This is a genomic window from Bradyrhizobium sp. S69, assembly GCF_009766005.1.
In the GTDB taxonomy this organism is placed as follows: domain Bacteria; phylum Pseudomonadota; class Alphaproteobacteria; order Rhizobiales; family Xanthobacteraceae; genus Bradyrhizobium.
The window spans coordinates 524,388-548,128 of record NZ_LMUK01000046.1 but is presented as its reverse complement, the minus strand read 5'-3'; the positions used below and the strand labels follow the sequence as shown (position 1 = coordinate 548,128).

The following is a 23,741-nucleotide window of genomic DNA, read 5'->3' as shown; positions in this document are numbered from 1 at the left end:
TTGCTTGAGAAAGAGGCTAAGAACAGCCTTGACTGCGGATTTAATTCGCATAATTTATTCGTCACGTAAATAAAATCAAGGCGCACAAGCGCCGCGCGTGAATCCCCGCATACCGGGGGGACTATAGGGAGGTGCATATGAAGGGCTCAATGAATAAATGGATCGTGCCGCTGCTGGCGAGCGCAGCCGTGCTGGCCATGGCCACGCAGACGGCGCAAGCGCAGCAGAAAAAGACCATCGCGCTGGTGACCAATGTCGCTGCCGACTTCTGGACCATCGCCGGCCGTGGGCTTGAGAAGGCGCAGAAGGAACACCCGGACTACAATATCGAGTTGATCGTCACCAATGAAGGCACCGCGGCGGGCCAGCGGCGCGAGTTGGACGACCTGCAGGTGCGCGGCGTCGCCGGCATCTCTGTCTCTGTAGACGATGCGCCGCACGCAACCGAAGAACTCAACAAGATTGCGGCCAACACCGTGTTGATCACGACGGACAGTGACGCGCCGCAGAGCAAGCGTCTGGCCTATATCGGCACCGACAACGTCGCGGCCGGGCGGCAGGCGGGCGAGGAAATCAAGAAGGCGCTCCCGAACGGCGGCAAGATAGCGCTGTTTGTCGGCACGATGGACGCCGACAACGCCCGCGAGCGGGTGCAGGGAATCAAGGAGTCGATCGCCGGCACCAAGGTTGAGCTCGTCGACGTGTTCACCGATCAGGTGGACGCCGCCAAGGCCAAGGCGAACATGGAGAACGTGCTGGTCAAATATCCCGACATTGCGTTGTTGTCCGGCCTGTGGAGCTACGAGACGCCGCTGATCTATGACGCGGTGAAGGCGGCGGGCAAGGCCGGCAAGGTGAAGATCGTCGGCTTCGACGAGGATCAGCGCACGCTGCGGGGCGTTTCCGACGGCACGATCGAATCGACGGTCGTGCAGCAGCCGTACGAGTTCGGCTATCTCTCCGCCACCAACATCATCAAAACGCTGAGCGGCGACAAGTCGTGGATCCCGGCGGACAGCAAGCTGATCGTGCCGACCAAAGTGATCAATAAGTCCAACGTGGCGGAGTTCGCCGCCAATATGAAGGAACTGCTGAAGAAGTAACTCTCAATGTGCTTCACCGCCCGGCTGCCACAGGCCGCCGGGCGGTCGTGCCGAAGGAAACGCCGCATGGCGGAGACGCTGCTAGAACTCGCCGGGATCAGCAAGACTTATCCCGGTGTCAGAGCCCTCGACGATGTCAGCCTGCGCGTGTACCGCGGCGAGGTGTTGGGCTTGATTGGCGAGAACGGCGCCGGCAAGTCGACGCTGATGCGCGTGCTGGGCGGCGTGGTCGCGCCGACCGAGGGCGTGATCCGCATCGACGGCAACGACCGCGCCCGCATGACGGTGAGCGAAGCGACGCAGGCCGGCATCGCCTTCGTGCACCAGGAACTGAACCTGTTCGAGAATCTCGACGTCGCAGCCAATGTTTTCATAGGGCGCGAGAAGCTTACCGGTGGCCCGCTGAAGCTTGTGGACCATAAGGTGATGCGGGCCCGCGTGACGCCGCTGCTGCAGCGGCTGGGCGCGGATTTCACGCCGGACACGCTGGTCGAGAACCTATCCATTGCGCAGCGTCAGATGGTGGAGATCGCCAAGGCGCTCTCGATCGACGCCCGCGTGATCATCATGGACGAGCCGACTTCCAGCCTGACAATTTCGGAGACCGAACGGCTGCTGGAGGTGATTGCCGACCTGAAGGCGCATGGGATTTCGGTGATCTATATCTCTCACCGGCTGGGCGAGATCATGACCTGCGCGGACCGCGTCGTGGTGCTGCGCGACGGGCACACGGTGGGGGAGTTGGCGCGGCACGAACTGAGCCATGCCGCAATGATCCGGTTGATGATCGGCCGCGACCTGAAGGCGCAGTACACGCCACCGAAACAGTCGCCGCAGCCGGGCGGCTGCGACATCGTCGACCTGGTGACATCAGCCTTTCCCGACCGGCAGATTAATCTTTCGGTACGGCGCGGCGAGATCCTTGGCTTGGCGGGACTCGTCGGCGCTGGCCGCACCTCTCTCGCCCGCGCGGCCTTCGGCATTGACCCGCTGCTGGGCGGCGAGATCAGGATCGACAACGCGCCGGTCGGCGTCGTCTCGCCGCGCGACGCGATCAGGCAGGGCATCTATCTGGTGCCGGAGGACCGCAAGAAATCCGGGTTGGTGCTGGAGCTGCCGATTCGGGAGAACGTGGCGCTCGCGAGCTTGCTGGACTATGCGCGGATGTGGCTGGTCAACGGCACGGCCGAGCGCCGGGTCGCCAAAGAACAGGTCGCGAGCTTGTCCATAAAGGTGCCGAGCATCGATGTGGAGGCCGTGACGCTCTCCGGCGGCAACCAGCAAAAAGTGGTGCTGGGCAAGTGGCTTTCCATGCGGCCGCGCGTGATGTTCTTCGACGAGCCGACCCGTGGCATCGATGTCGGTGCCAAGAGCGAGATCTACATGCTGATGCGCGATCTTGCCGACCAGGGCGTCGCGATCGTGATGATCTCCTCGGACATGGAGGAGGTCATCGGCGTCTCCGACCGCGTGGCGGTAATGCATGAAGGCAGTGTCAGTGGCGTGCTCGAGCGCGAGCAGTTCAGCGAATACAACGTGTTGCGGCTAGCGATCGGCCAAACGTTGGAAACCATGGAAGCCGCTGCGTCATGATGAAGAAAGAACTCGGTCTGTTTCTGCTGCTGGTGGTGATCTCCGCCATCACGGGCGCGATCAATCCGGCGTTTCTGTCTTTGGTGAACTTGCTGAATATGGCCAATCTGATCGGCCTGTTCGGTGTTTTCGCGCTCGGCGAGGGGCTCGTGATCATCACCGGAGGCATCGACCTTTCGCTGGGCTCGATGTTCGCGCTGCTTGGCGTCGTATTCGTCGACCTTCTGACGACGTATCAGATTGCCTGGCCCTTGGCGCTGCTGCTGGTCCTGCTGGGCGGGCTGACGCTGGGGGGCATCCAGGGGTTCCTGATCACACGGCTGAAAATGCAGCCCTTCATCGTAACGCTGTGCGGGTTGCTGATCTATCGCGGCGCCGCCCGCTACTACACCAGCGATTCGACGCGCGGCTTCGGCTACGGTGACGAAGCCGGGACACTGGGCAACATTGCCTCCGGCCATATCGCGGGCATCCCGAACACCTTTATCCTCCTGATCATCCTTGCGCTGATCCTCGGCGTGCTGCTGCATCGCTCGGTCTATGGGCGCTGGCTCTACGCCGTGGGCAAAAACGAGGAAGCGGCGCGCTTCTCCGGGATCAGCACGGGAGTCGTGATCGCGACCGCTTATATCATCAGCGGCGGGCTCGCCGGGGTTTCGACCGTGTTGTTCGTGTTCTACACCAACTCGGTCTCTCCGAGTTCGTTCGGAAACTTCTACGAACTCTACGCGATCGCCGCTGCCGTCCTGGGCGGGTGCAGCCTGCGCGGCGGCGAGGGCTCTATCCTCGGTATCGTGCTGGGGACGGCGCTGCTGCAGGTGCTGCAGAACCTCGTGAATATCCTGGGCATCCCCAATTCCCTGAACTTCGCGGTGATGGGAACGGTGATTTTGCTCGGGGTGCTGGCGGATCAGCAATTGCAGGCCCGTCGGCGGCGCCAGGTATCGCTGGCCGGCCTGGTCCGCACGGTGCCGAAATCGATACTTACGCAAGGACAGCAGAACGCACCACCACGCGGCGCAGCTGCGTTGCCGGCGAGAACGGGTGATCACGCATGACAGCTCAACAACGGAAAACCACGACCAAGGCTGCGGAACGACTCAATGGGGAGAACGGCAAGGCGGTCTCAGATCTGCCGCTTTTCACCAACGACGATAGCGCCAAGGGAAATAGTTTATTTGCGGCCGCTTTTTTCGGCGGCTGAAATCGGTGTCTCTGGGGAGAGAGCACGTTCCAGGCTTGAGGGCTTTGGGCCGGAACGTGAGACGAAAGACAAAGCCTGTGACTTTGGGAGGGCCAAGAAGATGTTACCTAGGTTTGTGAAAACCGCACGAGCGTGCGGGGTAGGGGTTGCTCTGTCATCCCTGTTGAGTGGTGGGGCGTATGCGGCCGATCTCATAACGAAAGCTCCGCCGATTCCTTATGCGGAGACCGATGATTTCTGGACCAGACCGTATCTGTTCGGCGATCTCGGCAGGGCGAGGCTGAAGAAGCTGGGCATCGATCTGTCACTGAATTTTGGTGACGAAACTGTCGCCAACGCGACAGGCGGAAGCAACCAACAGGTGACCCACGCGGGACAGTTTGTCTTTCAGGGCAAGTTCGACATGGCGAAGCTGGCCGGCATCCCGGGCGGCTTGATCGGTGTCACGATCGTCGACCGTTACGGCCAGAATTTGAACAGCGAAGCAGGCATTCCGGCCTTGCAGCTGACCAACGAAGTTTTCGGCCGCGGCAGTATTACGCATCTGACCGAACTCTACTATTCGCAGAAGCTTTTCAATGACACCCTTGAAATCAAGGGCGGCCGTCTTCCAGTCGGTTCCGACTTCTTCTTCGGAAACTGCGAATTCATCAACCTGACCTTCTGCGGCGGTCAGCCCGGCAACATCCAGGGTGGCTACATCTATAACTTCCCGGTCAGCCAATGGGCCGGTCTCGTCCACTACAACATAACCAAGACAGTCCAGTTTTCGGTCGGCGTTTACGATGCCAACCCGAATTATCTGACGACCAGCGACGCCGGCGTCTACCTAGGGGGCATTCCTGGCTCAAGTCTTGCCTCGGGTACGCTGGTGCCGGTGGAGTTGACCTGGCGCCCGGAAGGTCACCTGTTCGGGACCTGGAGATTGGGCGGCTGGTATGACGATGCGTCGACCATTGACGGAGGCCTCCCGGGTATCATTAGGACCATCCCGGGCGATCCCGGCGTGGGTGGCCAAAATCTGGGAGATCAAAGAGGCCGCTACGGCGTCTATGAGTCGGTCCTGCAGCGCTTGACCGATGAAGGTGGCCCCGCAAAGGGTTGGTATATCAACCTCAATACGACATGGGCCGATCAACGGACTTCGTACCAGGACTACGAGGTCTCCTTGATGTTCAAGCACACCGGAACCTTCGCCTTCCGTCCGCTGGACGAAGTCGCCTTCGGGTTGGGTACGACCCACGTGAATTCGTCCGCGCTTACCCCGAATGCGGGCGGTAACGAAGTTCCGCTCGAAGTTTGGTACGGGTGGCAAGCGACCGGCTGGATGAACCTCAAGTTCGACCTCCAGTATGTGATGAATCCTGGCGGCCGCGGATATAACGCCGCCGGCGTGAAGACCGACGATGCCTGGGTTTATGGCCTGCGCACCACGGTCGCCTTCTGATGCGGCGGTAAGCCTGTCCGGGTCAAAGTACTGAACTGCTCTGACCCGGAAGGTGAGTGCATGCCCGTATGCGGGCATGCCGGGAAGCCCGGTTAGGGCGCACGCAACATGCGCGGGCTCTGCTGGTACGGGACGTCGACGCCGAGGGGCCGCACGAGCACCATCCACGCGATCCTTGATCGCGGCGGACCGATCGGGCGCGCCATCGTGCGGAGGCCACGTGCATCAAACGAGTAGGGGCGAGTAGGGGATTGTCGTGGTGAAGACGCCTCAGGCCGGCGAGCCGGTTCTGGAATTGACAGGGGTCGGTAAGCAGTTCGGCGCGATCCGGGCGCTGCACGCCGTTGACATGCAAGTTTCATCCGGAGAGGTCGTCGGCCTCATGGGCGACAATGGCGCGGGAAAGTCGACGCTCGTGAAAATCATCGCCGGCAACTTCGCACCGAGTTCAGGAGAGATTCGCTTCGACAGCAAGGCTGTCCATTTTCATCGCCCCGTTGATGCGCGCGCCGTCGGCATCGAGGTCGTCTACCAGGATCTTGCGCTCGCGGATAATCTGACGGCGGCGGCAAACGTGTTCCTGGGGCGAGAACTCAAGCGCAAGTTCGGCCCCATCGCCTTGCTTGACCACAAGGCGATGGCGGCCCGCGCGCTGGAGCTTTTTGGCGAGTTGCGCTCCGAGACCCGGCCGCACGATCTCGTCAAGCAGATGTCGGGTGGTCAACGCCAGGCGGTCGCGATCGCGCGGACGCGGCTATCCAACGCCAAGCTTGTCATGATGGACGAACCTACCGCCGCAATCTCGGTTCGGCAGGTCGAGCAGGTGCTGAGTCTGATCCTGCGGCTGAAAGAACAGGGCGTAGCCGTCATGCTGATCTCCCATCGCATGCCCGACGTCTTCGCGGTCTGCGATCGGGTCATCGTGATGCGTCGCGGCGAGAAAAGGGCGGACAAGCCGATCGGCGACACCAGCCCTGAGGAGGTGACGGCCCTCATCACCGGCGCAAAGGAGGCCGCGTGATGGGCCTGCCGATGGAATCGCCGATCTCCTTTACCAATGTCGGCCAGTCCAGATGGTGGCAACGCGGCTTTTTTGCCTCGCAAACCGGCTATGTTGCACTGGCGCTGCTGGTCCTCATCGTGGTGATGAACTTCGCTAGTCCGTACTTCTTCACCGAAGGCAATATCCAGAACGTCGCGAAGAATTTTTCCTTTATCGCGATCGCCACCCTCGGCGTCACGTTGGTGATCATCACTGGCGGCATCGATCTGTCGGTCGGCTCGATGATGTGCTTTTCTGCGATGGTCACATCGATGGTGATGACGGGTCTGTCGACGCCGGGCATGCCCGGTGCATCGCTGTTCGTCCACATCGCCGGCGACGGCAAGACGGTGGTTGCCAACATACCCGGCCTGATCCTGCTCATTTCGGTCCTCGCAGGACTTGGGGTCGCGCTGATCGTTGGCCTCGTCAACGGCTTTTGCATCGCAGCGCTGGGGCTGTCGCCGTTCGTGACCACGCTCGGCATGCTCTCGATCGTGCGCGGCCTCGGCTATGTCATCTCCAATGGCAGAGGTGCATCCCCGGCCGGACCGGACGCCGACTATTTCTACGCGCTCACGTCGGGCGAGGTGTACGGAGTGCCCGCACCTTTCATCTATCTCGTGATCCTCGCTTTGGTGATGGCGGTCGTATTGCACCACACGGCGTTCGGTCGCCACGTCTTTGCGCTTGGCGGCAATGAGAAGGCGGCCGAATTGACCGGCGTCTCGGTGGTGCGGGTGAAGATCGAAGTCTACGTGCTGTGCGCGCTCGCCGCGGGGCTGCAGGGGATCATCGTCTGCGGTTGGCTCGGTTCGGCGCCGGCGAACATGGCGACGTCCTATGAACTCAATGTGATCGCGGCGGCAGTCATCGGCGGCGCCAATCTCGCGGGTGGCATCGGTGGACCGCTCGGCGCCATCGTCGGCTGCGTGCTGCTCGAGGTGATCCGCAACGGTCTCGTGCTCGCGCAGGTCAATTCCTATTGGCAGCAGACCTTGGTGGGCGTGATCATCATTCTGGCTGTGCTGGTCGATCGCGTTCGCTCGCGCATGATTTGAAGATAAAGGCCGGGAGGGCAACCAATGTGCCGTCTATCCACCTCCCGGAACAGAAAATCTTTGGGATAGGCATAACAACCGTGGAGGAGACACCAATGAGGAAGCTTCTGCTTGCCGGCATGGCCGTCGCGATGATCGCGACACCTGCTCTCGCCCAGACCTACCACTTCGTGATCGTGCCCAAAGCCATGAACAACCCGTTCTTCGACGGGGTGCGTGACGGTTGCGTGAAGCGCGCCAAGGAACTCGGCAACATCGAATGCATCTACAAGGGCCCGGTCGAGCATGAGCCGGCGACCCAAGCCCAGATCATCCAGGACTTCGTCACACAGAAGGTGGATGGACTTGCTATCTCGGTCGCCGACGTCGCGTCCATGACCAAGTCGATCGACGCCGCTGCCGCCGCCGGCATCCCGGTCATAACCTTCGATTCGGACGCGCCGGGCTCCAAGCGCCTGGCCTACATTGGTACCAACAACAAGGATTTTGGCCTCGCACTGGGCAAACAGCTGCTGCAACTGCGGCCTGATGGCGGCAAGTACGCCATCGTCTCCGGCGGACCGGGTGCCAAGAATCTTGCCGAACGCGTCGATGGTGTCCGCGAAGCGCTCAAGGGTTCGAAATGGGTCGAGGTGGCGGGTTCGCCGACCTTCTGCAATGACGACCCCGCGCTCGCGGTGCAACAGATGACCGACCTGCGCACCGCGACGCCGGACCTTGGGGCCATCGTGCCGATCGGCGGCTGGCCGATGTTCGCGCCCGAGGGCTACAAGTCCTTTGTCAACCACAACAAGAAGGATATCGACGCCGGCAAGTTCACGCTTGTCGTGGCCGATACCCTCAAGATGCAGCTCGAACTGCTGCGCGACGGCTATTCCAACGCGCTGACCGGCCAACGGCCGTTCGAGATGGGCGAGAAGGCGATGGACACGCTGCTGGCGATCAAGAAGGGCCAGAAGGTGCCCGAGACCATCTACACGGGTCTCGATCTCGTCACCAAGGACAATGTCGCTCAGCTCCTGAAGTGAAAGTGTGCGTAACCTGACGCGCGAGGACCAAGCATGAATACACCATCGGCTCCTCGCGTGTCGCGCTCCTCCTTCGGGACGTTGCCCGATGGCAACGAAGTGGAGTGCGTGACCTTGCAGGATGCCGGTGGTTTCGAGGCTCGCATCATCACCTATGGTGCGGCGTTGCAGGCGTTGCTGGTGCCGGATGCCGCCGGCCGCCGCGACGACGTCGTGCTCGGTCACGACACGTTTGATCGATACCTTGCCCGCCGGCAATTCTTCGGCGCGACCATCGGACGTTATGCCAACCGTGTTGCGGGCGCGCGCTTCGTGCTCGACGGTGAGGTGGTGCAACTTGCGGCCAATGATGGACCCAATGCGCTGCATGGCGGACCCGAGGGCTTCGATCGTCACAACTGGCGGATTGTCACGATCGAGGAGGGCGCTCGTCCGGCAGTAACCCTCGCGCGCACCAGCGCCGATGGCGAAGAGGGCTATCCCGGTAAGCTGGAAGTAGAGGTGAGGTGGTGTCTCTCCGGGCCGATGGAGCTCTCACTCGACATGACGGCGCGGACCGATCGCGCTACCGTGGTCAATCTCACCAATCATAGCTTCTTCAATCTGGCCGGGGCAGGCTCGGCGGGCGATATTCTTGATCATCGCCTTACCGTCGCCGCGGATCATTTTCTGGCGATCGACGCCGCCGCCATTCCGCTATCGCAGTCACCCTGCGCCGTTGCCGGCACGCCGTTCGACTTTCGCGCCGGCGTCGAGATCGGCGCACGCATCCGCAACGATCATCCGCAGCTGCGAAATGGCCGCGGCTATGATCACAATTTTTGTCTCGCGCGGGCAGGCGATGCGCCTCACTTCGCCGCGCGGCTCGCCGATCCAGGCTCCGGCCGCGTGCTCGAACTGCACACCAATCAACCCGGCCTGCAAGTCTATTCCGGGAACTATCTCGACGGCAGCTCTGCCGGAAAGAGTGGTCGGCTCTATCGGCAGTCCGACGCCGTCTGCCTTGAGCCGCAGGCCTGGCCCGACACACCCAACCGGCCCGATTTCCCGATAGCGTATCTCTTCCCTGGGGAGGTCTATCGCCACACCACACTGTACCGGTTCATGCACGGATGACGGGAGAGTTGGATCAAAAGAGACTTAGATCAAAGCCGCGTGGCGGCGCATGGACGCCCGGAGCCCGACGTCAAACCCACAACCGCTTGAGGGAGAGAGACCAGCAGGGAGAGCCAACCCCGCAAACCATTCGACTTCAATAACCGCATCAGCGGTCTTGCGAACCAAGAACCATAAATCCTCGATGATCAAAGGGAGTGAAGCATGATCAATCTGAAGAGCACCTTGATGGCCCTCGCGCTGGCGACGGCAATGACTACGGCATCGGCGGTCGGTGCCTTTGCCCAAGGCAAGCCGACCGTCGGCATCGCGATGCCGACAAAAACCTCCGCGCGCTGGATCGACGACGGCAACAACATCGTCAAGGTCCTGAAGGAGCGCGGCTACGGCACTGATCTGCAATATGCCGGCGACAATATTCCCAATCAGCTCTCGCAGATCGAGAACATGGTAACCAAGGGCGACAAGGTGCTGGTGATCGCCGCGATCGACGGCACCACGCTTTCGGACGTGCTTAAGCAGGCCAAGGCCAAGGGTATTACCGTGGTCGCCTATGATCGCCTGATCCGCGACACCCCGAACGTCGACTATTATGCGACCTTCGACAACTTCCAGGTCGGCGTCCTCCAGGCGCAGTCGATCGAGCAGGGGCTTGGGCTGAAGGAAGGCAAGGGGCCCTTCAACATCGAATTGTTCGGTGGCTCACCTGACGACAATAATGCCTTCTTCTTCTACAATGGCGCCATGTCGGTGCTTCAACCCTATATCGACAGCGGCAAGCTGGTGATCGGTAGCGGGCAGAAGGGTATGGACAAGGTTGCGACCCTGCGCTGGGACCCTGCCACCGCCCAGGCCCGCATGGACAATCTGCTCAGCGCGTTTTACGGCAAGAAGCGCGTCGATGCGGTACTGTCGCCCTATGACGGTCTCTCCATCGGCATCATCTCCTCGCTGAAGGGCGTCGGCTACGGCAGCGGCGATCAGAAGATGCCAATCATCAGCGGCCAAGACTCGGAAGTGCCGTCGGTCAAGGCGATCCTGCGTGGCGAGCAGTATTCGTCCATCTTCAAGGACACCCGCGATCTGGCCAGCGTGACCGCCGACATGGTCGATGCATCGCTCAGCGGCAAGGAAGTTTCCGTCAACGACACCAAGACCTACAATAACGGTGTCAAGGTGGTTCCGTCCTATCTGCTCAAGCCGGTCGTGGTCTACAAGAGCAATTGGGAGAAGACCCTGATTGATAGCGGTTACTACAAACGCGCTCAGTTCGAGTAACCGCAACTTGTCCGGCAGGTGCGGTGCCCACCAGCGCCTGCCGGACAATACCCCCACTAGAGCGTTTTCGAGCCAACGGGTCGCGCGAATGCGCGCCCGATGACAGGCTCCGTGGGTACCGGTTCGCGTGAAGAAAACGCGTCAAAACAAAAGACTAGGGCCCGGCGCACGAGGGATATGATCCGATGACGGCAATGCTGGAAATGCGCGGCGTCAGCAAGAGCTTTGCGGGCGTCCAGGCGCTGCGCGACGTCAACCTCACTGTCGAGCCCGGCCAGATCCATACCCTGGTCGGCGAGAACGGCGCCGGCAAGTCGACGCTGATGAAAGTGCTCAGCGGCGTCTATCCCCACGGCAGCTATGAGGGAGCGATCGTCTACGAGGGCGAAGAGCGGCGCTTTCGCGACATCAACGATTCCGAGGCGCTCGGGATCATCATCATCCACCAGGAGTTGGCGCTGATCCCGCTGATGTCGATCGCTGAGAATATCTTCCTGTCGCATCCGCCGTCGCGGCTCGGTGTCATCGATCGTTACGAGGGGTATCGGCGCACGCGCGAATTGCTGACCCAGGTCGGCCTACAAGAATCGCCGGACACACTGATCACCGATCTCGGCGTCGGCAAGCAGCAGTTGGTCGAGATCGCGAAAGCGCTCTCCAAGCGGGTGCGGCTGTTGATCCTGGACGAGCCGACCGCCAGCCTCAATGAAAAGGACAGCGAAGCGCTGCTCGAGCGTCTCGTTACATTTCGGGAGCAGGGCATCGCCTCGATCCTGATTTCCCACAAGCTGAACGAGGTTGCCCGTGTCGCCGACCGCATCACGGTGCTGCGCGACGGCCGCACCGTCGATGACATCGATTGCCACGCCGAACCAGTGCAGGAGGACCGCATCATCCGCAGCATGGTGAACCGCGACCTTGCGCACCGCTTCCCGGAACGTAAGGCTGCGATTGGCGATCCCGTGATGCAGGTGGAGGACTGGTCCGTGTACCATCCGCTCCATCCCGAGCGGCAGGTCATCAAGAACGTCGATTTTCAAGTTCGGCGAGGCGAAGTCGTTGGTATCGCCGGCCTGATGGGCGCTGGCAGGACCGAGTTCGCGATGAGCCTGTTCGGCCGGGCCTGGGGCCGCCAGATCACCGGACGGCTCCATCTCGACGGCCGCGAGGTCCAGCTTTCCAATGTGGCAACGGCGATTGATGCCGGCCTCGCTTATGTGACCGAAGACCGCAAGCAACTCGGGCTGATCCTGGCCGATGACGTCCGCAAGAACGTCACCCTGGCCAGTCTCGCCAGGGTCGCCCCGCGCTGGGTCATCGACGACATCGCTGAATTGAAGGTGGCGAACGATTACCGGAACCGGATGCGGATCCGCTGCTCCGACGTCTACCAGGAGGTCGGCCAACTGTCCGGCGGCAACCAGCAGAAGGTGGTACTGTCGAAATGGCTGATGACGGACCCCAAGGTGCTCATTCTCGACGAGCCGACCCGGGGCATCGACGTCGGTGCCAAATATGAGATTTACGGTATCATCAACGAGCTGGCGGAGGCCGGCAGGGCCGTTGTGGTGATTTCGTCGGAAATGCCGGAACTGCTCGGCACCTGCGATCGCATCTGTGTGATGAACGACGGTGCCTTTGTCGGCGAGTTTGCCGCTGCAGACGCAACGCAGGAGAAGATCATGCGCGCCATCATGCGTAATATTAAAATCCCCAGCAAGAAGGGCATGAACGAGAGCGACATGCGGACGCAAGGAATGCAGGTATGACAGACAAGACGGTTTCGCTGCCCGAGCAGCGCCGGCATGGCGGGTTCATCAAGAACAATCTGCGCGAATATGGCATGCTGCTGTCGCTGTTTGCGATCATGCTGTTCTTCCAGTTTGTCACCGACGGCATCCTGCTGCAGCCGGCCAATCTCACCAATCTCGTGCTGCAGAACAGCTATATCGTGATCATGGCATTCGGCATGTTGCTGGTGATCGTCACCGGCAATATCGATCTCTCGGTCGGCTCGGTGGCTGGCTTCGTCGGCGCAGTCGGGGCCATGCTGATGGTGCGCTATCACGTCGGCTACCCCGTGGCCTTCATCGCCTGCCTGCTGGTGGGAGCAGCGATCGGCGCGGCCCAAGGTTACTGGGTGGCCTATTTCAAGATTCCGGCCTTTATCGTTACGCTCGCCGGCATGATGGTGTTCAGGGGCCTCGGGTTCGCGCTCTTGGATGGCCAGTCGATCGGGCCGTTTCCCGAAACCTTCCGGAATTTGTCGTCGGGTTACATTCCGGAGCTGTTTCCCGGCGCCGGCACGCTGCATCCCACCTCGTTGTTGATCGGCGCCGTGCTGGCGCTGGGGATGATCTATTCCAGCGCCAAGGGCCGCGCGCGTGAGCAGTCGCACGGCATCGACGTCGAGCCTTACGCGGTGTTTGTCGTAAAGAACTTCCTGCTGTCGGGCTTGCTGTTCTACTCGACCTATCTGATGGCCTCGCTTCACGGCCTGCCGAACGTGCTCGTGATCTTGATGGCGCTGATCGCGCTCTACGGCTTTGTGACGCGGCGAACCGTGCTCGGCCGGCAGATTTACGCCGTCGGTGGCAATGCCAGAGCCGCGAAACTGTCCGGCGTCAAGACCGATCGGCTTACCTTTCTGACCTTCGTCAATATGGGGGTGCTGGCAGCGCTTGGCGGGCTGGTCATCACCGCGCGCCTCAACTCGGCGACGCCCGGTGCGGGCACCGGTTTCGAGCTTGACGTCATTGCGGCCTGCTTTATCGGCGGCGCGTCTGCCTATGGCGGTGTCGGCCGGGTCGGAGGTGCCGTGGTTGGCGCCATGATCATGGGTGTGATGAACAACGGCCTGTCCATCCTTGGCATCGGTATCGACTGGCAGCTGGTGATCAAGGGCCTCGTGCTGCTCGGCGCTGTCGCGGTCGACGTCTATAACCAGCGCAGATAGCGGACGTCGCCACGGTGGCCTCCGGCGCAAGGCACGATCGCGGCCTCACATCCGCGGCATTCAATGGATTGCCGCGTACATGATTTTCTCCTCCGTGGCTTCGAGCCCGGAGAATTCCTCGACGACCTTGCCTTGTCGAGAAACCAGGATCCGATCCGACAGAGCCATGATTTCCGGCAGATAAGACGAGATCACGACCACCGCCTTGCCCTCGTCGGCAAGCTTGTTGATCAATTCGTGAATTTCGACAATGGCTCCGACGTCGACGCCTCGCGTGGGTTCGTCGAAAATAATCAGCTCCGGATCCTGGATCAGCGATTTGGCGATCACGACCTTCTGCTGGTTGCCGCCCGAGAGCTCGACGACCTTGATCTCGTCGCCGGTGGCGCGGACTTTGAGACGTTCGATCCACGTCTTGCCCGCCGAATTGATTTCGCGTCGCGACAGCCAGGTGCGCCCCGAGGGAAATTTGGCGAGCAGCCCGAGATAGATGTTGCGCGCGATCGAGGCCGTCTCGAAGAAGCCCTCGACCTTGCGGTCCTCGGTGACGTAGGCGATGCCGGCCTTCACAGCCGGTCCGGGCACCCGGTAGCGCACCGGCTTTTCGTTGAGCAGGATCTCTCCGCCGTGGAAGAAATCACGTTTCAACACGCCGGATACGATTTTGAATGTTTCGGTGCGGCCGGCGCCGACCAGGCCGAACACACCCGTGATCTGGCCGGCGAACACCGATAGGGAATTGTTCTTGACCATCGGGGCCATCTTCAGATTCTGCACCGTCAATACCCGCCTGCCGGATGGACGAACGCTATCCTTGCGTGCGCCGTAGAGCGTGTTGGAGAGGTCGCGCCCCACCATCGCTTGAACGATGCGCGCCCGATCGAACTTCGATGCATCGTCGGTCACGACATGTTTGCCGTCGCGCAGGACCGTGATGCGGTCGGCGAGCAGCAGCGCTTCCTCGAGCGCATGCGAGATGAAGATGATCGACACACCGCGCTTCTTCAGATCCCGCACCAAATCGAAGAAATACTTCTTCTCCTCCGGGGTGAGGCTGGCCGTCGGTTCGTCAAAGATGATGACCTTTGCGTTGTGCAGAACCGCGCGGGCGATTTCGACCATTTGCTTCTTGGCTGCCCCGAGCCCGCCGACGGTGGCCGTCGGCGTCACGTCGAAGTTGAGCGACTGAAGGAATTGTTGGGCCGCGATGTAGATTCCGCGCAGGCGGTTGTAGAACTTCTCCTGCCCCAGAAACAGGTTCTGCGCCACGGTCATGGTGGGCACCAGGCTGTTCTCCTGGAACACCATCGCTATGCCGAGCTGGCGTGCCTCCAGCGGCGTCTTCGGAGCGAAACTGGCGCCGTCGACGGTCATTTTTCCTGATGTCAACGTGACGACGCCGGCCATGACCTTCGTCAGCGTCGATTTGCCGGCACCATTCTCGCCAACCAATGCGTGGATTTCGCCACGCCGAAGCTCGAAATCGACGTTCTCGATTGCCGGCACACCGGCATAAAGTTTGGTTGCCTGCGACAGTGACAGGATAATGTCGGTCATAGGCGGGCCTCCTTGTCGAGTACCGCAAGTGGCAGCTTGAGTACGCGTCCTGGCCCCTTTGCGATTACGACGAGGTCGCCGCCGAACTCGACAGCGGCGACGATGCCGTGATTGAGGCCATCGGCCCGGCTATGCAGCGAGTAGCGTGGCGATCCGTCGGCGCCCAGCCGGATGACGAGACCGTATGAACGGGGGGGAGCCCACGGCTTCATCACCCCCATGGTCTTGATGTGTGCCCCCTGGAGCGGCTCCTTGAAAGAGCTTCCGGACCTGAGCCGCGGGACGATCCAATATTCTGGATCGATTTCAGCGATCATTCGGCGACGGTAGGCCGGTTCGCGAAGCACAAACTCGATGAGCTGTGTGCGAGCGGTGAACGCCGTGAGCCAAAAGCCGCCGCCGGTGGCTGGGACAAGCCGGGAAGGATAGACCGGCAAATGACGCAGGATGACCTTGCGTGTTCCGTCGGGGGCAATCGAAACCACGCGATGCCGCCAGCTCTCGCTGACGAGGATGTCGCTGCCGCTTGCGACAGCACCGAAGGCGTAGCCGAGCCCCCGGGCAAGCTGTCTCATCGTTTGTGTCTTTGGATCCAGCCGAAAGACCCGGCCAGTCTCGCCGAGCTCCATCAAATCCCTCGCCCAATCGCCGACGTCTCGTTCGGAGGAGCCGTCGGTAGCGATCAGCGTGCCGTCAGGCGCCGCAACGAGCGCATTTACGGCATGCAGCTCGCCGGTGAAGACCACTGCCGGGGTCTCGGCCGTGATGCTGTCGTAGATGTGCACCTCACGTCCGCCGAGCGCGACAGCCAGTCCACCCGATGGCAAGGCGGCGAGGGCGGAGATCGGCCGTTCGAATGTTCGGATCAATGTCGGCGACGATCCGGCTACGCGCAGTAGCCGCGTTCCATCGGCAATGAAGAGCGAATGGCCATCGGTCGCAAGATCTTCCGGTGCCTCGCATTCGAACAGGGTTTCGGCCTGTTCGAGTATTTGATTTGGCTTCAATGCCCCATCGAACGACGGCACGGTGATGGTCGCTTCTCCGCGACCGAGAAAACGGTTGGCGATCTCACGGATGATGGCGATCACGACTGCCCCCTCCAGCGCCGGTCATACTGCACAAAGTCAGGATCGGCATTCTGCAGCTTGAATCGTCCTATCCGATTATTGGCGATGCCGCCGAGATAAAGGTAGCCGCGGTGCTCCCGCATCGAGGTGATCATCGGATGATTGACGCCCTTGAGGTCCCAGAGCGACTCCAGAATCTTGCCTTGCTCGTTGAATTTGACGACACAGCCGGTGTTGATGTTTGGAAATAGCCATTCATCGACCGGGACCCGCTTGGCCATGCGCCGGCGGAAGCCGGGCATTTTCCAGGCCAGATCGAGCGACGGGCTGCGCATGCCGACGAGCGCCAGCCAGTAGTTGCCGTCCGAAGCAAGGTTGATGTTGTCAGGATACCCCGGCAGGTTATCCATCACGACCTCGACGGCGCCCTTCTTCGGCCCGGCGAACCAATACCGCTTGACCGTGCAACCGAAGGTCTCCGCGAACAATATCGACTGCCCATCGCTTGCCACGGCGACGCCGTTCGGGAATTTGAGCCCGCGCAGCGCCGTATGCGTGGCGCCGCTCTTGGTGTCGTAGCAGATGATGCGGCCATTGCCGCGCGCCTCAAGTCCATCGACCGGCCACTCGTCCATCTCATAGCGGACGGTCGCTTCGGAGAAGAAAATCAGCCCGTCATCGGTGATGTCGAGATCGTCCGCGAGCCGGAGACGGCTGTCATCGTTCACGGAGTACAGGCTGCGGTTCGTCTCGTCGGTGGCTTTTTCCACGGTCCCGTCAGGCTTGATGCGATAGAGCCCCATGCCGCCGATGCAGACGTAAAGGTTGTCCTGCCGGTCGAACGCCATGCCGAGTGGTTGACCGCCAATATGCGCGAACACCTCCATTCGTTGATAGTCGGGCGGAAAGAAGCGGATGATGTCGCCGTGACGTGATCCGGCATAGAGCACGTCGTTGCGGTCGAGGATGACATCCTCAGGGGCCTCGATCATCCCCAGTCCAATCAGCGATACGTCTCGCAGCTTGTCATTCTGCTCGAACGGTCCGCCCTTGCCGATTTCGGTCGACGGAGCGGGCGGCAGCGCATGGTATGTCGGTGCGACGTAGACCTTGCTGATGATGCGCGTGCGATTCTTCTGCCAGCGGATGTCGATCATCGCGGCCGCCAGCAGAATCGTGGCGAGCGCCATGCGGTTGACGCCACCTCGGGCATTCATGGCGGTCAAACCGTTGGTGACCAGCAGGACGACCAGCACGCCGACAAGCGATTTGACGACCGATCCTTTACCGCCACCTAGGGTGATGCCGCCAAGAACGGTGGCCGTCAGCACGATCACCTCTAGTCCGACGCCGATATCACCGCCCACCGTCCCGAGGCGGGCGGCAAAGAAGAGGCCGGCGACGCTGGTCAGCACGCCGCTTGCGACATAGCAAAGCGCGATGGTCCGCCGGACGGGAATACCCGAATTATAGGCCGAACGGCGCGATCCGCCGATCGCCGTGATGTGCCAGCCAGGCCGCAATCGCGTCAGGAAGATATGACCAAATATCGCGACGGCGATGTAGACCAAGGCGACGCTCGGAATGCCAAAGACGTTTCCGTCACCGATGAAGTTCCAGGATGGAATATCCGGAAATGCCGAGGCGATGGCATTCGAATAGCGTTGAATCAGCAGATCGAATGCCGAGCGATAGATGATCAGGGTGATGAGCGTGGTGATGAAGGCGCGAAGCCTGAGATAGCCGATCAGGAACCCATTGACCGCGCCGAGCAGTCCGCCGAAGACCATGGTCGCGATGATCACAGCGGGGACAGGCCAACCCAGCACGTCCAGCAGATAGAGCGCGCAGAAGTCCGTCAACGCGAACATCGATCCCACCGAAAGGTCGATGCCGCCGACGATAACGACGAGCCCCATTCCGAGACCGATGAAGCCGATTTCTCCTGCCTCGCGCGCGGTGTCAGCGAGGCTTGCGGCAGACAGGAAATGTTCGAGCGACTGACTTAATGCGAACCCGACGATCAAGAGCAAGATCACCGGAATGGCAGTTTCGGTCCACCTCTTGGATAGGATCTCACCCAGGAGATGGTCCGGCCAGTAACGATAACGCAGCCGAGTCAGTGTCTCGCGCATCTAGCTTCCGTGGATGTTGCTGATGGAGAACGGCGTGGTACGCGCGTTCCGGACCGCCGGCCCGGAACGCTGGTTTTTATGCGGCGATCACTTCTTGAGATCGGACAGGTTCCAGCACGTCGTCTGGCTGTCGGCGTTTTCCTTGGTGATCGGAATGAGCGTCGTGTATTCCGAACCCTTGACCGATCCGGGCTTGACCCCGGAAGACAGCAGCCACTTGATCGTTCCAGCCATTTGCGCTGCCTGCGTCGGCACGTCGTAACTCATGTCGAGATCGAACGATCCGTTCTTGACGAGTTCGCATGCGCCTTTCCGCTCTCCGCCGCCGGACGTCGCCAAAAACACCTTGCCGGTCAATCCGGCCTCCTTGACTGCCGCCGCGGTGCCGATGTCCATGCCATCCCAGAAGCCCACAATGCCGCAGAGATCGGGATTCTGCTTCAACACCGTCTGCGTGATCGCCTTGGCCTTTGCCGCATCCCAGTCGGCTGCCTGGCTGGAGACGACCTTGATTTCGGGGTGCTTGGCGAGGATGTTTTCGACGCCCTTGAGCGTATAGGCGCTGGCGGCGGCGGAAAGCGCTCCCTGTATGATGGCGATCTTGTTCGACTTGCCTTCGCACGCCTTCACCACACCTTCGGTCTGGCGTTCACCAATCTCGATCCAGTTTGCGCCGACGAAGGCCGAGCTGCGATAGGCGGACCCCATGTTGATCTGGATAACATAGATCCCCTCGTTTTCCGCGCGCTGCAACAGCTTGGCATAGGTCTGAACGTCGGGATTGTGAATCACCATCACCGCCGGCTTCTCGGAAATCAGCGAGGTGACGGCCTGCGCGCCGGCATTGGTATTCCAGTTGGGATCGCGAATCTCGAACTTGACACCGTATGGCTCGAGCTCCTTTTTCAGGCCGGCGTACCAGCCTTCCGTAAGATCGAAATTCATCGCGACCGGCACATAGGCAACCGTCTTGCCGGCAAGAGACTCGCGAAAGGGTTTCTGGAACGGCTCATCGAGCCCCTGTTGCGCGAGCGCCGGGACCGCGACGCTTGCAAATGTCAGCGCAGCAATACTTCCAAACGCGAACCTGTGAACACGGACCATTGTTTCCTCCTTGGTTGATGTTTTTTTCGATGTTTGGGCAGATTAGATGTCGCCTTGTTGGGCCGTTTCCTCATTTCGTGGATTCAAGAACGTGTCCGTGATGACCGCGATCAACAGGACGATTCCCTTGATCAGGTTCTGACCGGCATAAGGTACGTCCAGGATGGTCATCCCGTTCAACATTGTTCCGATCAGCAGCGTGCCGATGATGACGTTCACGACGCCGCCTCGTCCGCCCGACAGACCGATGCCACCCAGCACCACGACGAGGATGACATCGTAGATCAGCGTCGAATTGAAGATCCGGGTCGGCATCGAGTTGACCGATGCCGCCATCACGAGGCCGGCAAAGCAGCCGATCAGCGCTGCCAGGACATATTGGAGCACAATGATGGGTCTGGACGGAATGCCGGTGACGCGCGCTGCGAACGGATTGTCACCGACGGCATAGATGTAGGCGCCCCAGCGGGTGAACCGCAGCAGGATGAACACCACGACGCAGGCAATCGCAAACATCACGATCGACGTCGGAATACCGAGGATGCTGCCTTGCCCAAGCCGCTCGAACCCGGCCATGCCATCGCTCCATTGAACGACGTCGAGCTGGAACAGCGCTGCCTGACCAAGCCCTGCAACAAACAAGCCGCTGGCGAGCGTTGCAAACAACGGGGGGACTTCCGCATAGGCAATGAGCCATCCATTGACGAGGCCGATCGCTATCGACAAGAGGGAGGCGGCCAACAAGGACGCAGGCAACGAGTGGCCGTTCTGCACCATTTGCAGCACGAGGCCGGCCGGAACCGCGAGCGTTGCTATCAGCGAGAGATCGATCCCCCGGCCGATCACCACGATCGCCATTGCCAGGCCAAGGATGCCGAGGACTGCCACGTTCTGCAGCAGCGTCAGCATGTTGTCGGCGGTGAGAAAGCCTTTGAGCAGAATCGAAAATACCAGAAACAGCGCCGCGAAAACCGCGAACACGATTTCCTGTTGATTGAGCCGAAAGCGCTTCATCGTCTTGCCCTCATAGGTTCACCGCTCGGGACATCTCCACAAGCCATCCACGATGCGTGAAGCGGATTTCGCCGGGTTTCCAGAAGTTCTTCGTCAAAACCGGCGGCGCTGACCTCTCGGGATGCAATCGCGTGGTAGCATCGAAGAGATGATGGATTTTGCGTGCGGGCACGAGAGAGCCGCGCGGCAGTTGCTGCACCGCCTCGATATCGGCGATGGTTTTGATGGGTCTCGTGAACCCCGTTGTCACTGGTGAAGGCAGACCGGCACGGATTCCCGCAGTCCCTGGATCGGCACTTCGTGGCCACCTGTGCCGCAGCGGCGCGCGCAATGCTTCCTCCCATGTGTGAACCGTTTTTGCTTTTGCTTAGCGCAGTGCCCCAGACAACGCTTGCTCTGGAGCGCAAAGGTTTTGCCCTGGCGCGCAAAGTTAGCTTGCGGAGCGCGGATGTACATCTAGAATCGCGTCGTTCGGCATTTTGTGCGATGCACAAGGGTCTCGAACCTGCGGGCAAGGGCAATTGATGGAACTGGTGTTCACGACGGAGGATCTGGAGCCTTCCAAGCGTTATGCAGCCTGGCAAGGCGCCATTTGCGACGTCTATGTCCATGTCGACGTGAATGCCGAAAAGCGTTCCGACTATCAGGGCTTCATCCGCGAAGCGCGGTTCGGCTCCGTCACGATGACGGACGTCTTGGTGTCGGAGCAGCGGATAACGCGACGCGAGCGGCATATCGCGAAGCTCGACAAGGATTGCTACTACGTCGAGTTTGTCCAGCAGGGAAAAGTCAACATCCTCCAGGCAGGCCAGACGCTGCTCTCAAATCCGGGGGTAGGCGCGATTTTCTCGGCTTCCGAAGCCTATGATCTGGAGTGCGTGGGCAGGGTCCGGTCACTCTATTTGGAGATACCGCGCGAGGAATTTTCGTCGCGGTTTAACGAAAGCGGGATTCCGGTCGCCGTGACCATAGCAACAGGGCGCGGTCTCGGTCGGATTGCCGCTGAATTCTGCGCGATGCTTGCCTCGGAGGGCTCCTCCTTGGAAGAGACCGTGAGAACCCGGCTGGGTGACGAACTGATGGACGTCCTGGCGCTCGCATTGGATATGGGTGACAAGGATGACTTTTCGGAAGATGCGACGGCGCAGAAAGCTCGCCTTCGTTCTGTAAAAGCCTGGATCGAGGAGCATCTCGCCGATCCAGACCTTTCGCTGGAAAAAATCGCGAGGAGCAACGGTGTCTCGCTAAGGCATTTGCATTATCTTTTCAGGCTCACGGACTTATCCGTCTCCGAGTGGATTTTGGATCGACGGCTGTTGCGCTGCCATGACGCGCTGATTTGCCCTGAGTTGCGCTCGTTGTCAGTGACTGAACTGGCGTATCGGTTCGGATTTCGCAGTTCTTCGCATTTCAGCACCGTGTTCCGGAGAAAGTTCGGACATAGCCCGTCGGAGCTACGCAGACGGTGAAGCCGTGATCGCTTGGAGCAGGGCTGGCCGTGGCTGCGACCCAAAGCGCGCCCGACAGCCCATCCGCGCGTAACGATCGCAGTAACTGTCGCAGGTCTAGTTTTTCGGCGAGGGCGGATTTAGGTCAGGGAATCTGCTCAACACCGCTGCCTTTAAAAATTTGAAGTGTGTGAGCGTGGTGGCGAGCTCTTTGAGGCGACGTTGACCGTTGGAAATTTCGGTGCCGAACAAGTCTTGATGATGACTATCGAGGGCGTCGCGTTCCAGGTATTCGTCGGTTCCGTTGCCTATGGTAACGGCGGCGCGCGCCAGAGCATCCTCGACCCGTCGATCAAGGCCTGATCGCTCCTGCTCGGTCGCGCGCAAAGCATTTTCGATCGCTTCCAGAATCGAGTTGACGCGCGACCGATCGGTGCCGGCGTCGCGGTCGCTTGAGCGTGCCCTGAAGTCGCGATTGCCCTGGCTGGTCCGCTTGTACGTACGAGGTCGCCAAAGAAGTTGAAACATCGATTCATGTCCTGGCCGAGGTCTACGGACGCAAAGCTACCTCAAAACGGGCCATCGACAAATACATACGGAAGCAGCCGGAGAGATTGTACTATTTCTGGTATCCATCAGCTCCGCGTTCGTGCGGAATGCGAGCTGTTAAGGAGCTGTTAAGAGTAAACAAGAAGACGAAGAAGGGGCGCAGACGGGCTCTCTACGCCTCTTTTTTCGGGCAGCGCGGTCGTCTTTCCGCCAGTCGGCTCAGTTGAAGTAATCCGGCAGTGCAAACCCGTCGTAGAAGTTGTTCGACCGGATCGCCGATCTGAACGTGTCTGATTTATAGGCAACGACGATATCCTTTGCCCACGGCTTTTCGCTATTGCCCTGCCGTACCGCCACAACGTTGCGATAGGGGCTTGTCATCTTTTCCAGCGCCAGCGCGTCCGTTAGTTTCAGGCCGCTGTAAATCGCGAAATTGCCTTGAATGGCGACAAAGTCGACGTCATCGAGCGCGCGCGGACCCTGGGCATTCTCAAGTGGCACCAGTTTGATCCCGCTGGGGTTCCTGATGACGTCAAGTTCGGTGACGTCGACCGGATTGTTGTCCTTGATTTCGATCCAGCCGAGGTCGCGCAAGATCCAGAGGGCACGCTGCAGATTGACGGGATCGTTGGGCACCGCGACCGTCATCCCGGCCTTTACGGGGGTGTTGCGTGGATGTTTCTTCGAATAGAGCCCCATCGGAGGGGTGGGCACGTCGACGATGCCCGCAAGATCGGTGTTGTTGCGGTCGTTGTAAGATTTCAGGAATACCGGGTGCTGCATGACATTGGCGTCGATGTCGTCGCGGAACACGGCGGAATTGGCTTCCAGGCCGGTGCTGAATTCGAAATATCGAATGCTGTAGCCCTTCTTCCTGAGTTCCGGCTCAACTCCCGCCTTGAACTCGTCGATGTAGGGACCTGGCACGAAGCCGATTTTGATCTGGGCTTTGGAGACCTGCTGTGAAAAGGATTGTCCAGTGATCAGTGCGGACAGGATCAGGGCTGCGGAAAGCAGCGACCATCTGTGTTTCATC

At 60.5% G+C, this 23,741-nt stretch carries 20 protein-coding genes; 13 read left to right on the top strand and 7 right to left on the bottom strand.

Annotated features, from left to right (window positions below):
* The first annotated feature begins 137 nt into the window (after window positions 1-137).
* The 12 genes from GSQ88_RS27260 (at window position 138) to mmsB (ending at window position 13,828) form a co-directional block, all read left to right on the top strand.
* Window positions 138-1,103, top strand: coding sequence for a sugar-binding protein (locus tag GSQ88_RS27260; protein WP_159010847.1), 966 nt, complete (start codon window positions 138-140; stop codon window positions 1,101-1,103).
* 66 nt (window positions 1,104-1,169) lie between these two features.
* Complete coding sequence (locus tag GSQ88_RS27255) at window positions 1,170-2,696, top strand: sugar ABC transporter ATP-binding protein (protein WP_159010846.1); 1,527 nt, start codon at window positions 1,170-1,172, stop codon at window positions 2,694-2,696.
* Complete coding sequence (locus GSQ88_RS27250; RefSeq protein WP_159010845.1) at window positions 2,693-3,754, top strand: ABC transporter permease; 1,062 nt, start codon at window positions 2,693-2,695, stop codon at window positions 3,752-3,754. The genes GSQ88_RS27255 and GSQ88_RS27250 overlap by 4 nt, the downstream gene beginning before the upstream one ends.
* Window positions 3,751-3,900, top strand: coding sequence for a hypothetical protein (locus GSQ88_RS27245; protein ID WP_159010844.1), 150 nt, complete (start codon window positions 3,751-3,753; stop codon window positions 3,898-3,900). Before GSQ88_RS27250 ends, GSQ88_RS27245 begins: the two co-directional genes overlap by 4 nt.
* A gap of 100 nt (window positions 3,901-4,000) precedes the next feature.
* Window positions 4,001-5,347: a carbohydrate porin gene (locus tag GSQ88_RS27240; RefSeq protein WP_159010843.1), complete on the top strand. Its 1,347-nt coding sequence runs from the start codon at window positions 4,001-4,003 to the stop codon at window positions 5,345-5,347.
* Window positions 5,348-5,606: 259 nt separating this feature from the next.
* The gene (locus GSQ88_RS27235) at window positions 5,607-6,368 is read left to right on the top strand and encodes an ATP-binding cassette domain-containing protein (RefSeq protein WP_159010842.1); all 762 of its coding nucleotides are present in this window, start codon (window positions 5,607-5,609) and stop codon (window positions 6,366-6,368) included.
* Entirely contained in the window at window positions 6,368-7,450 is a 1,083-nt protein-coding gene (locus GSQ88_RS27230; protein ID WP_174248117.1) for an ABC transporter permease, read from the top strand. The genes GSQ88_RS27235 and GSQ88_RS27230 overlap by 1 nt, the downstream gene beginning before the upstream one ends.
* Window positions 7,451-7,545: 95 nt before the next feature.
* Window positions 7,546-8,478, top strand: a complete 933-nt coding sequence (locus tag GSQ88_RS27225; protein WP_159010840.1) for a sugar-binding protein — start codon at window positions 7,546-7,548, stop codon at window positions 8,476-8,478.
* A gap of 33 nt (window positions 8,479-8,511) precedes the next feature.
* Window positions 8,512-9,594 (top strand): aldose epimerase family protein, encoded by a 1,083-nt coding sequence (locus tag GSQ88_RS27220; protein WP_159010839.1) that lies wholly within the window; start codon window positions 8,512-8,514, stop codon window positions 9,592-9,594.
* 204 nt (window positions 9,595-9,798) lie between these two features.
* The gene (gene chvE, locus GSQ88_RS27215; protein WP_159010838.1) at window positions 9,799-10,872 is read left to right on the top strand and encodes a multiple monosaccharide ABC transporter substrate-binding protein; all 1,074 of its coding nucleotides are present in this window, start codon (window positions 9,799-9,801) and stop codon (window positions 10,870-10,872) included.
* A 185-nt stretch (window positions 10,873-11,057) separates the two neighbouring features.
* Complete coding sequence (mmsA, locus tag GSQ88_RS27210) at window positions 11,058-12,641, top strand: multiple monosaccharide ABC transporter ATP-binding protein (RefSeq protein WP_159010837.1); 1,584 nt, start codon at window positions 11,058-11,060, stop codon at window positions 12,639-12,641.
* Window positions 12,638-13,828, top strand: coding sequence for a multiple monosaccharide ABC transporter permease (gene mmsB, locus GSQ88_RS27205; protein WP_159010836.1), 1,191 nt, complete (start codon window positions 12,638-12,640; stop codon window positions 13,826-13,828). Before mmsA ends, mmsB begins: the two co-directional genes overlap by 4 nt.
* A 60-nt stretch (window positions 13,829-13,888) precedes the next feature.
* Here mmsB and GSQ88_RS27200 read toward each other — a convergent pair whose 3' ends face one another.
* From GSQ88_RS27200 to GSQ88_RS27180, 5 genes are all read right to left on the bottom strand, one after another.
* The gene (locus GSQ88_RS27200) at window positions 13,889-15,385 is read right to left on the bottom strand and encodes a sugar ABC transporter ATP-binding protein (protein ID WP_159010835.1); all 1,497 of its coding nucleotides are present in this window, start codon (window positions 15,383-15,385) and stop codon (window positions 13,889-13,891) included.
* Complete coding sequence (locus tag GSQ88_RS27195; protein WP_159010834.1) at window positions 15,382-16,476, bottom strand: SMP-30/gluconolactonase/LRE family protein; 1,095 nt, start codon at window positions 16,474-16,476, stop codon at window positions 15,382-15,384. Before GSQ88_RS27195 ends, GSQ88_RS27200 begins: the two co-directional genes overlap by 4 nt.
* Window positions 16,473-18,590: an ABC transporter permease gene (locus GSQ88_RS27190; protein WP_159010833.1), complete on the bottom strand. Its 2,118-nt coding sequence runs from the start codon at window positions 18,588-18,590 to the stop codon at window positions 16,473-16,475. Before GSQ88_RS27190 ends, GSQ88_RS27195 begins: the two co-directional genes overlap by 4 nt.
* 87 nt (window positions 18,591-18,677) lie before the next feature.
* Entirely contained in the window at window positions 18,678-19,694 is a 1,017-nt protein-coding gene (locus tag GSQ88_RS27185) for a sugar ABC transporter substrate-binding protein (RefSeq protein WP_159010832.1), read from the bottom strand.
* A gap of 42 nt (window positions 19,695-19,736) precedes the next feature.
* Entirely contained in the window at window positions 19,737-20,708 is a 972-nt protein-coding gene (locus GSQ88_RS27180; RefSeq protein ID WP_159010831.1) for an ABC transporter permease, read from the bottom strand.
* Between the two features lie 524 nt (window positions 20,709-21,232).
* Here GSQ88_RS27180 and GSQ88_RS27175 point away from each other — a divergent pair.
* Window positions 21,233-22,177: a helix-turn-helix domain-containing protein gene (locus tag GSQ88_RS27175; RefSeq protein WP_159010830.1), complete on the top strand. Its 945-nt coding sequence runs from the start codon at window positions 21,233-21,235 to the stop codon at window positions 22,175-22,177.
* 96 nt (window positions 22,178-22,273) lie between these two features.
* Here GSQ88_RS27175 and GSQ88_RS27170 read toward each other — a convergent pair whose 3' ends face one another.
* Together GSQ88_RS27170 and GSQ88_RS27165 are read right to left on the bottom strand one after the other, a co-directional pair.
* A complete protein-coding gene (locus GSQ88_RS27170; RefSeq protein ID WP_159010829.1) occupies window positions 22,274-22,684 on the bottom strand; it encodes a hypothetical protein in 411 nt (136 codons plus the stop codon).
* 240 nt (window positions 22,685-22,924) lie between these two features.
* Window positions 22,925-23,740, bottom strand: coding sequence for a MetQ/NlpA family ABC transporter substrate-binding protein (locus GSQ88_RS27165; protein WP_159010828.1), 816 nt, complete (start codon window positions 23,738-23,740; stop codon window positions 22,925-22,927).
* Window position 23,741 lies beyond the last annotated feature (1 nt).